Here is a 392-nt window from a genome sequence, read left to right on the forward strand (position 1 = left end):
CTCGTCACCACCGACTGGCACATGCGCCGCGCATTTCGGAGGCCGCGCGGCGCGCTGCCCGAGGATGTGACGATCGTGGAGGATGCGGTGCCGTCCGATCCCGATTTCCGTCAGCTATTCCTCGAATACAACAAGCTGCTGCTAGCGACGGTATCGCAGGGGATACCGGCATGATCGTGCTGCGGAATATCGCGTTCTACCTCGTCTTCTACCTCGGTTCGATCGTGGTGACATCGGCGGCGCTGCTGTCGATCCCGTTCGGGTGGGAGGTGTTCCGTCGCCGCGTCAGCAATTGGAGCGGGTTGCAGCGCTGGTGCGTGGTCAATCTGCTGGGTGTCGAGCTGAAGATCGAAGGCGCACCGCTGGACGAGCCGGTGCTGTATGCGGTGAAG

Annotated in this window: 1 pseudogene; it reads left to right on the forward strand. The window is 62.8% G+C overall.

The features are described from left to right. Positions 1-170: 170 nt before the first annotated feature. Positions 171-392, forward strand: a pseudogene (locus A3736_RS06565) (1-acyl-sn-glycerol-3-phosphate acyltransferase); the annotation flags it as partial.

Source organism: Erythrobacter sp. HI0063 (genome assembly GCF_001635685.1).
Classification (GTDB): domain Bacteria; phylum Pseudomonadota; class Alphaproteobacteria; order Sphingomonadales; family Sphingomonadaceae; genus Qipengyuania.